Origin of the sequence: Leptospira alexanderi serovar Manhao 3 str. L 60, assembly GCF_000243815.2 — a bacterium.
GTDB classification, from domain to species: Bacteria; Spirochaetota; Leptospiria; order Leptospirales; family Leptospiraceae; genus Leptospira; species Leptospira alexanderi.
Window position 1 is genome coordinate 60,001 of sequence record NZ_AHMT02000016.1, and the last position, 10,000, is coordinate 70,000.

Genomic DNA, 10,000 nt, shown 5'->3' on the forward strand with positions numbered 1-10,000 from the left:
TTTATTATGATTTTATTTTCCACAGCCTATCTGACGTCTTGGGACGGTTTGACTTTACCACTGTTTAAACCGGCATACGGACAATATTATCTTTCTTTCGCTTTGGTTTTTATTTATGCCTCCACCTTGTTCTTGTTTTTATTTTCTCTGGAATTTTTGTACCCGGAAAAAAAGGATAAAGAAGCCAAAATTGTAACGGCCATCTATGTCGTCTCCAATCTTCTTCTGATTCCGCTTTCGATTTTTTATCCGATCCAACTGAATCAGTTCTCATATTATCTGGGGTTGATTATCAACTTAATCATTGTTTATTTTTGTATCGTGAGGATCAGGGACGGTTTTAAGCCCGCAAAAAAATTTCTGCTGATCCATATGGTATTTCCCATCGCCGGAATTCTTGCGAATTTAAGTACCACGGGCGCGATTTCGATCAATTATCTTTCTCTTCATCTCTTAAAGTTAGCCTTCGTTTCCCAATCCGTTCTTTTTTCCATCATGCTCGTTCAAAGAATAAAGGAACTGGAATTTAAGCTCAAGGAGGGTTTACAATCCGAGATTCATAAAAACATCATTCTTCTCAAAAAAGAAATCCAACAAAGAAGAGAAACCGAATGGGAACTGATTCAAGCAAAGGAAATCGCAGAAAAAGCCTCCAAAGTAAAAAGTAGTTTTCTTGCAAATATGAGTCACGAGATCCGAACTCCCATGAACGGAGTGTTGGGAATGGTTCAGCTTCTAGGAACTACAAAACTTAACGACGAACAGAAGGAATACATTCAAATTCTTTCCGTTTCCGCCAAATCATTGTTACAGATTATCAACGATATTCTCGACTTTTCCAAAATCGAAGCCGGAAAAATTTCCCTGGATAAGGAAGTATTTTCGATTCGTTCCGTTTTGAACGAGATACACGATCTTTTACATCCTCTTGCAAAACAAAAACGAATAGGTCTTCGCCTGGAAGGTAAATTCGAAATTCAAGAATATGTTTACGGAGACCAACTCAGGCTTCGACAAATTTTATGGAATCTTACCGGCAACGGAATTAAATTCACCAATCACGGAGAAGTAGTTCTGAACGTGTCCCAAAAAAATATTTCGAAAGATAAAATTTCGATAGAGTTCACAGTTTCAGATTCCGGTATCGGAATTCCTTTAGAAAAACAAAAACAAGTATTCGACGCATTTTCGCAAAGCGACACATCCACTGCGAGAAAATTCGGAGGTTCCGGTTTGGGTCTCAGTATCACGAAACAACTTGTGGAACTCCAAGGCGGAACTTTGAACTTGGAAAGTAAGGAAGGTTATGGCTCCAAGTTTACATTCGCAATTACTTATGGTATACCCTCCGAATCGGAAATCGAAAAGATTCTCGAAGCAGAAAAAACGAAGGACTTGGAAAGCGCTTATTCGAATGCGACTTCTAAAAGTATGAGAATTCTCGTAGCAGAGGACAACGAAACCAATTGTCTTTTAATCGAAAGAGCGCTTAAAAAATTAGGTTACGATCCGGTCGTTGTTCACAATGGCAGAGAAGTGATCGAAAAAATGCAATTGAATGTTTTCGATATGATCCTTATGGATATTCATATGCCCGAGGTGGACGGAATTGAAGCTACGAAATGGATTCGTTCACAAAAACAAAACACGGGATTTCCAATTATCATCGCCCTAACCGCAGACGTGATCGAAAGTAACAAGGAAGTATACATTTCTAAAGGTATGAACGATTACCTGACCAAACCTTTAGATTTGCCTCTTCTCAAAAAGACCTTGGATTTCTGGTCCGATCATGTAAAAATCTCTCATTGGAAATAATAAAAGCCTTTCCACAAACCGTAATCTTTTGTTCCTTACGCTCATATCCCGTTTCGTTCATCCTTATAAAGTGAGACAAACACTAATTTTGCAACGGTGAATAACATCGATTATTTTGAATTAGAAACCGGAGAGTTTGTTATTTTGGAAAAATAGATTCCGTTTTCTTCCGAAAGACGTTCAGAATTTGCTTTCCACATACTTTGAAAATCGTTAAACCGAATTCCATAACGTTTCATCGCGGAAAGGACGTAAAATGCGGCCCATTGTCTAAGATAAAACGGCTGATTTACAACAAAGTGATGGATTCCATGAGTCGCTCCGAAATTGAAGCAAAAAAGATGGAACGGAAAAACCAGCCAAGAATTTAAAACTTGGGTTTGGTGATAAACGTTCGGAATATTTCCGTAGTAGTGCATATTTGAAGAAACAACTTGGATCGAAGTTTGACGAATCCAATTCGGGATCAAATAAACGACAGCAGCCGAGTTCAAAATCGATCGATTCGTTTCCAAAAACGAAGGCTCCAAAATCGGATTTCCGAATAATAGATTCAAAATATGGAATGCGTTTATGGATAAAAAGGAATACCAGAGCAGAAAGAAAATTTCCCGATAAGGTCCTATAGTTCTCGGAACCTTGATTTTTCTAAGCTGGAGATACGCGTCTTTTGCAACTTTTCTTCCCTGTAAAATCAATGCTAAGTTTCCGTCGATCATGATTAAAACTCTTTTTAAACCGAAAGGTACTCCATTACCGATCATTCTTTCTTCCACGTCCTCTTTGTTTCCGGACAACTTATGATGTAAAAGGTGGATTTCTCTTCGAAACCAAGGATTGACCGTGTTGGCTCTAAAAAGCCAAACCACCCAGAACATCAAATTCTGAACTTTTACTCTTCCCTTGTAGTAAAGATTATGGATGAGATCGTGTTCTATCTCGTGCAAAAAGGATGCAAGAATCGCGTTGAGAACAATACAAAGCCAAAAGGGAATTAGATTTGTTATATAAAGTACAGCGAAAAGAATCATACCAGATGCAGAACCGATCGTGATACTTAAACCGATTTGATCCTGATATTTCGATAAGTATGGAAATCGATTCCGAATTCGATTGTCCCAAAATCGAATCCACTGAATGATCTTTCCAGTTTTTTCCTTTTCCGAAAAAACTTCGTAGGGTTTGTTTCGAGTTTTCCATTGTGAATTCATAAGTTATCTTACGTCATCCTAGAATTTTGGGCTTATCTAACTCGCTCTCAAAGTTAACCATTTCCGTTTATAAACCGGGTTTCTACCTACGTAAAATTCTATCCTAGTTTCCAAAAATCAGAAACTTTTTTCCGGTTCTTTTTTATATCATACCAGTGAAATCCGATCCACTGACTCATTACTCAGAGCTATATAATATAGTACTTAGAATTCTGTTTTACTACTCGGACGCATGAAAATGATACTCGAAAATAAGCGGTCGGTTTTGCAAAAATACAACGGTTCTCAAAAATTAAGTCAAATCGGGAAATCTCGACTTTTTAGAGGAAGATTCCAACATTCTAATTTTCGAAATAGTTTATCACAGTATTTTATTCATGCGTCCGAGTAGTAAAACAGAGATTTATCTCAAAATTCAAGGTATTCAATTATGTAGGGATCAGTAATATTCGAACCGAAAAGACGCCATGTTTTTTTAAACCGAATTTAGTCCCTTTCCAATCCGGGTTTTAAACTGCTTTATGAATTCCTAATAAACCAAACGAACCATCTCCGAAATGGGAAAGAAAAACACAATCGGTAACAAATCGAATCTCTCCGTTTTAATACGAACTCGGACTCAGTTCGGAATTTGTATTACACAAAGGCAAAAGCTGATTTAAATCTTGCAGATCGATTTTTCCGCCGGAAAGGGTGCAAATCCCGTCCAAGCCGGAAAAAACTTTTTCAAAAACTTCGTAACGGAATTTTTCCAAAAGTATCCAATCTTGGCTCGTGGAAGCGTATAACTTTTTCTCTTCGAGTAACTTTTCAAAAAGTCTCACTCCGATCAAGGATCTTATTCCGCATTTTTCTAATATTCTCAAAGCCTCATTTAAGGAAACGGTATTTCCTTTGGAAACAGAAACGCTTTTCAGAAAATTTAGAATGCGAGTAACAATAAAAAGGGAATAAATATCCTCTCTTTCAAAATGTTCGGAAAGAATCGCCATCGAAGTTAATCTCGAAAGAAAAACGTCGGATTCGCTTCTTTCCGGAAAATCCGAAGCAATCGGAGAATTCGGAGTAAGATAAAAAAGCGAAGCACCCATCAAAACGGGTTGGGCCGCGTTAAACCGAAGCGTTTGAATCATAGACTCCAAAGTTTCCATCGGAAGTCCGAGGATTTGATATGAAGTGATTTGAAATCCAAGTTCGAAACTCTCCCGAACGATTTGAAGATACTTTTCGATCGTATGCGGTCTTTTCGTAGTCTCTCTAACGAGTTTATCGGAACTGACCAAGGCAAGGTTCAGATTCGTAAATCCCGCATCCTTCATCAAACGAAGAAGTTCACTATCCAAACTGATATAAGAGATTCCGTTCATTGCGACGAACCGAACGTCCTTTTTAGGAAAGGCTCGGATCAATTCTTCACAGAGTTTCTTCATTTCGGGACGGAAGAAAGTTAAATTGTCGTCTTCGAAATCGAATACCCGGTAACCAAGTTCATAAGATTCTTTGATTTCGCTTAACACATTCTCAACCGTATTTCTTCTATACTTGGTTCCAAAGGTCGTGTGAACCGAACAAAAACTGCAACGATGCGGACAACTTCTGGAAGTGATAACAAAACGTATCGGCTTTCCTTCGAAAAGATAATGTTCTTTCAATAAGGAAGATACGTCAGGAGGCGGGAGTTCTTGAATCGGAAAATTATCCCCGATCGGATTTAAACGAAGAGTTCCATTTTCTTTCCATCCGAGAGAATCAACGATCGCATAACGTTTATGTGCTTGAAATTCCCTCAAAAAATCGCAGATCGGTTTCTCACCTTCTCCTCGAATGATAAAATCCACGTTCGGATTCGAGAGCATTAGTTCCGGACAAGCGGATACATGAGAACCTCCCATTAAAACGGGAACGTCTAATACTTTCTTCACGGCTTCTGCCGTTTTCAAAGCCTCTCTGTAATAAGGGGAAAACAAAGAGGAAATACCCACAAGATCAGGTGCCAGAGATTTTACTTCGTTTGCTATGTCTTCGTAAGGTGCTCCAAAATGAAAGTATTCAAAAAATGTGGAGAATGGACCTTTATCCGGAACTGGATAGTATTCCTTTAAGTATTTGAGCTCACTCGGAATCGGAACCGTTCTTCTTCCCGCAAGTTTGTCTCCCAGTCCTCTATGAAAATCGCGGATGATGACTTCTACGTTTGGCAAAAATTTTTGTACAGCTCCTTTGAGATAACAAAGCCCAATCGGTTGCAATCGGATATCGGTATCGTAAAAATCTTCCACTGGCGGTTGAATGAGTAAAAGCCGCATGTCACCATAGAAACAAAAAGAATCACAAGATCAAGCCTCTTCGTCCCAATCGGAAACGGACGAATCGAATTTTATCCGTTGACCCTAAAGGATTTCCGAGTTATACTTCGCAAGCAATAAAAGGAGTTCCGGCATGCCTTATAAACCCACACAACCGGGTATGGACTTGAGTAAATCGCTAGTTCAGTTCGCAAAAGATACTTCGGTAGGGACTTTAGAAAGCGTTCGTTCGATACTTACCCAATCCTTCGATTGGTCATCCAAACAGTTGTCGCAGCTTTCCGGAATTCCTTTGGTTCAGAATACGAGTCTTGCGGAATTTTTTTCCAAATCCGTGGAATCTCTCAAAAACGCGAGTGAAAAAACGGAACAAGAATTGACTCGGGCTTTAAGTTCCACGGCAAAGGCGATGCACACAACGTTAGACGCTCTTGAAAAAGCGGACGTAGTTGTTAAACGAATTTTTTTTGAAAACATCCCCGTTTCCAGTATAGTAGGAGAATCCTTCGCGGGACTCGTGACTACTTCCCATATTCAGGCGTCTTTTCGGCTTGAGGGAAAGGACGTGGGAGTTCAAGAAATCCTAATGGATTGGAAAAAGTCGAAACTCCCGCGTTTGATCCTTTGTATTCCGGGACTTTTCTGCGACGAAGGGCTTTGGAACGCAAAAGGAGAAGTTCCCATTTCCGATACGATGAAAGAATGCGGTTATTACCCGATCTATCTTCGTTTCAATCCAGGGATTCATCTTTCCACAAACGCAAAGCTGATGTTGAATCTTGTGGAGACGCTTTTGAATTCCCCCGAAGTAAAAGGAGACACGTTAGACGTTATATCTTATAGTCAGGGCGGTTTGATTTTCAGAAGCGCCTTGTATCAGGCTAGACAAAAAAATTCGTCCTTTTCAGATAGAATTCGTCACGCACTTGTGATCAATTCTCCCGACGGAGGATCGTATATCGAAAAAATTGGTTTTTGGCTCGGACTTGGAGCGGAGTCATTACCTATCCTTCCAGTTAATATCTTAGGTTTTATCGGAAATCAAAGAAGCGATGCAATCAAAGATCTTTCTCACGGAATTATCCGAGAAGAAGATTGGGTTCAAAATAATCAAATCAAGAGGTACGTAAACGATTTGTATTTCAAAGAGTTGGACAAAGTGAATGCAACTCAGATATACAGTCTAGTAACAAAAGAAGAATCCAAATGGTCCTCATGGATCGGCGACGGAATCGTTGAAAAGCCGAGCCTTACTTTGTTAAGCGACAGGGTATATCGAAAAAAATCCGATCCTGAATCCCGGGTTAATTGCTTGCTTGAAACTTCTCATTATCAGGTGATAACACATCCGGAAACTCATAAAATTCTTCGTAGAGTTTTGACCGATCGATTTTAAATCGAAAAAGGCAATGAGGAAGTGGGGAGAAATTCATCTCCTTCGGAAGGGGAACTTCTGGAAAATAAAAGACATTTGTGAATGAATACGAAGTTTCACCAATAAGTTTTAAACTTGTATCCCGTAAGAACCCACATAAGTATTTGGACCTGAAGATAAAATTCGTCGGAAGTACGACAAATCCTCTGTGAAACCCACAACGCGCCCTAAACACCGACCCATAGGAAGGTGTTTGCTGAGTTCAGGAAGCGTTGTGCCTGAGTTATACCTTTCGCGCCCTAAACACCGACCCATAGGAAGGTGTTTGCTGAGTTTTCTTCGAGCGACCCGCAGGGAGTTGAGACATTATTATTCCGATAAACAATAATCGGAATTCAATAAATTGCTCTCTACGGATCGCAATTTAGGAAGCGTTGTGCCTGAGTTTCCCCGTGTTTGGCTCGGAGGAGCCTGTTGAAAAAGAGATGCAAAATTTGTGAAGCAGTTAGATTTGCATAATGGCAAAGTTCAATAACACGGACCCGAATCAACTTAGGATGCATGTTTTAGATTTTCAGGAATTGATCGGAGAGGGACATCCGATCCACGGATTTAAGAAAGTTATAGATCGTTTAGATTTTGAGAATTTTGAAAAGAATTACCAAAACGATGAAACAGGTCGACCTGCAATATCACCTAAGAAAGTAATTTCAGCACTTTTCTATTCGATATTAATCGGAAATCTCTCGATGAGAGAACTGTGTAGGTTATCGAAACTCAGAGCCGAGTTGATCTATCTTAAAGTGGTTTTATCGGCTTTGAAACGATTTCCATCGACGGAACGAAGATCAAAGCGAACGCAAATCCTGACGATATTGGAGACTTACTACTCGGACGCATGAAAATGATACTCGAAAATAAACGGTCGGTTTTGCAAAAGTACAACGGTTCTCAAAAATTAAGTCAAATCGGGAAATCTCGACTTTTTAGAGGAAGATTCCAACATTCTAATTTTCGAAATAGTTTATCATAGTATTTTATTCATGCGTCCAGTAGTAAAAAAATTCGAAACCAGACTTAAACAAATCGAAAAAGTGAGTAAAAGAAAATTCAAAGAATGGGAAGCGTCCGCAGATTTGGAACATTCTAAAATACAAAACAAGAGAAAAGAATTCGAACGGAAAACAGACAAGCTCAAGGAAGCTGTAAAATTCTTAAAAAAGCACAAAGACCGTCGTCGGGTTCATCTCTATGAGAGAAATTGCGATCTACAAAAAAGAAGAAGCGGCTTTATCGTAGGTTACAATGCGCAGGCGGCGGTCGATTATAAATCAAACATGATCATTTCATAATGTGTTGAGACCGGACAATCGGATACTCAGTTTACAGAAAAGATGATTCAAAAAGTTGAATCCTGTTATTCTTCTTTACTCATCCCTACATAATAGAGTGTCCAAAATTCTACATCTAAACGGGGATTTGTGCTAAACTAAAATTGGCGGTACTCCTTTATGTAGAGATCAGTAATCTATTGGCGCTCGACAGGTCGGAATTACGGTTTGATCTTCTTAATCAGTTTCAGATCCGCTTTGTTAAAAACGGTAATTTGAATGTTGCCTGAACTTTCTTCCTTACCGGTGACATAAATTTTTTCACCGTAGAAAGTGACGTTCGAATTCGGGCTGATCTCTTCCGAAGACTTGGCTTGTTTTTTCAGATCCTTGCCGAAACGCGAAAGATAATATTTTTCCTCAACTTCTTCAAAAGCGTAGATCTCATCACCTTTTACGATCATAGGAGATCTCCAGAAAATATTGTCCGACGACGAAAGAGTCGGTTTCAAAGTTTCCTGATCGATCAAAATCAACTTATGATTGGAAGAGTGGCCGTCTTCAAAGCCTATGACCAAAGCTTTTCCATCCACGATCTCGAAAGTCCTACCGCAGATCTTGTTGAAGTCTCCTCTAAAAATCGTGTCGTCTTTGGTGGGATCTAAAACTTGGAGCTCGTTATTATAATGTCCTTTATCCAGGTATTTCAGAGTTTTTAAGAAAAGAATTTTTCCTCCGACCACGTTTTTATCGAATTCTTCTTTTTTCTTTTCCTCTTCCTTTTTGATTTCTAATTCCTTCTTAGTTTCCGCGAGCTCTTTCTTTAACTCCGCCTCCGATTTCTTGTTAGAAGATTGATTATCACTTCCGGATTTATTATCACCGGAATTGCTCTTAGAATCGGATTTAGAGGAGCTTGAAGAACTGGAAGAAGTAGAAGGATCGGTCTTATTATTCTTCCTTTCTTCGTCTTTTTTAACGACTTCTTTTTCCTTTTCTTTTAACTTTTGCTCTTCTTTCTGAGCGGATTCCTTTTCTTTCTGAATCTGCTCTTTTTCTTTTTTCTTTTCTGCGATCTGAGTTTTATTTTTTACAGGATCTTTATTGAGCTCTTGGAGTTCCTTATCGGTTTTTATTTCCCTATCGGAAATTTCTTTTTGTTTGTTCTGGTTCTCTTCTTTTCTGCGCTTTACTTCTTCTAATTCTTTCTTGTTTTTTTCGTTCTGAAGATCGCCGAACTTATCCTTTTCGGACTGCCCTTCCTTCTTCTTATCCAACTCCTTATTGACCTCGTCTTCCAATTCGTCCGTATGAACGTCCTTACCGAGAACGTCTTCGACAAGAGGAATCAAAATCTGAGTTTTTCCTGGCCATTCGGAATAACGTCTGGAAATTCCGATGGAGTTCGGGTTTACAAACTTAATTACAGAATTGGAATATTTCCTTCCGATATAACTCTTATCTTTTCTATGAATGGCATTGTAATATAAAATATAAGTGGCGAGAATGTCGGAATTTTTGTCATCATAACCGAAATTAGATTTCACGAATCCGGCTAGGATTCTTTGAATCGAATTGACATGTCCGTAATCGGAATCTTCTGAAATCGCAAAAACGTCCGCTCCGAATTTCTTTTCCTCGGGAGCGATTCTGGTTACGCTAATTCCGCCTTGTGTATGAGTTTTATCGGGTTCTTTTTTCAGAATGTCCGCAAGACCTAAGCCTACTTTCTCGTTTGTTCCTCGCACTTCCTCACCGGCTCGCGCAGAAGATCGATTGATAAACCGAACTCTCTGAGAAGATCGAATTTCCTTTTCTCCGAGCTTGGAATTATCCTGAGAAAATAACGATAAAGAAAAACCAAAACATACAAACATGAACCAGATTCTGAACATTCTAAAATTCTCCTTTTATTTCCCGAAGTGAAAGACTCGTTTGATCGGAGAATATATTATTCTC

At 39.1% G+C, this 10,000-nt stretch carries 7 protein-coding genes (1 of these 7 cut by a window edge); 4 read left to right on the plus strand and 3 right to left on the minus strand.

The genetic code is table 11. From position 1 onward, the window contains the following. A protein-coding gene (locus LEP1GSC062_RS05205) for a hybrid sensor histidine kinase/response regulator (RefSeq protein WP_020983612.1) crosses the window boundary here: on the plus strand, window positions 1-1,818 show its 3' portion. Its footprint begins 648 nt before the window's first position; 1,818 of the gene's 2,466 nt are visible here — the last part of the coding sequence; its start codon lies beyond the left edge, outside the window; the stop codon is at window positions 1,816-1,818. 110 nt (window positions 1,819-1,928) lie between these two features. Here LEP1GSC062_RS05205 and LEP1GSC062_RS05210 read toward each other — a convergent pair whose 3' ends face one another. Both LEP1GSC062_RS05210 and LEP1GSC062_RS05220 read right to left on the minus strand, forming a co-directional pair. Next, window positions 1,929-3,029 carry a fatty acid desaturase gene (locus tag LEP1GSC062_RS05210; RefSeq protein WP_010577188.1) on the minus strand — a complete coding sequence of 367 codons (1,101 nt, stop codon included), beginning with the start codon at window positions 3,027-3,029 and terminating at the stop codon, window positions 1,929-1,931. 602 nt (window positions 3,030-3,631) lie between these two features. Further along, window positions 3,632-5,335: a B12-binding domain-containing radical SAM protein gene (locus LEP1GSC062_RS05220; protein ID WP_010577189.1), complete on the minus strand. Its 1,704-nt coding sequence runs from the start codon at window positions 5,333-5,335 to the stop codon at window positions 3,632-3,634. 133 nt (window positions 5,336-5,468) lie between these two features. Between LEP1GSC062_RS05220 and LEP1GSC062_RS05225 the strand changes: the two genes are divergently transcribed. From LEP1GSC062_RS05225 to LEP1GSC062_RS24570, 3 genes are all read left to right on the plus strand, one after another. Continuing rightward, entirely contained in the window at window positions 5,469-6,731 is a 1,263-nt protein-coding gene (locus LEP1GSC062_RS05225; protein ID WP_020983663.1) for an esterase/lipase family protein, read from the plus strand. Between the two features lie 497 nt (window positions 6,732-7,228). Then, window positions 7,229-7,612 (plus strand): transposase, encoded by a 384-nt coding sequence (locus LEP1GSC062_RS05230; RefSeq protein WP_010577190.1) that lies wholly within the window; start codon window positions 7,229-7,231, stop codon window positions 7,610-7,612. Between the two features lie 141 nt (window positions 7,613-7,753). After that, window positions 7,754-8,062: a hypothetical protein gene (locus LEP1GSC062_RS24570; RefSeq protein WP_020983656.1), complete on the plus strand. Its 309-nt coding sequence runs from the start codon at window positions 7,754-7,756 to the stop codon at window positions 8,060-8,062. Window positions 8,063-8,262: 200 nt separating this feature from the next. On the opposite strand, the gene LEP1GSC062_RS05240 is transcribed toward LEP1GSC062_RS24570, so the two are convergent. Continuing rightward, window positions 8,263-9,936: a P83/100 family protein gene (locus LEP1GSC062_RS05240; protein WP_010577192.1), complete on the minus strand. Its 1,674-nt coding sequence runs from the start codon at window positions 9,934-9,936 to the stop codon at window positions 8,263-8,265. Between the last annotated feature and the right edge of the window lie 64 nt (window positions 9,937-10,000).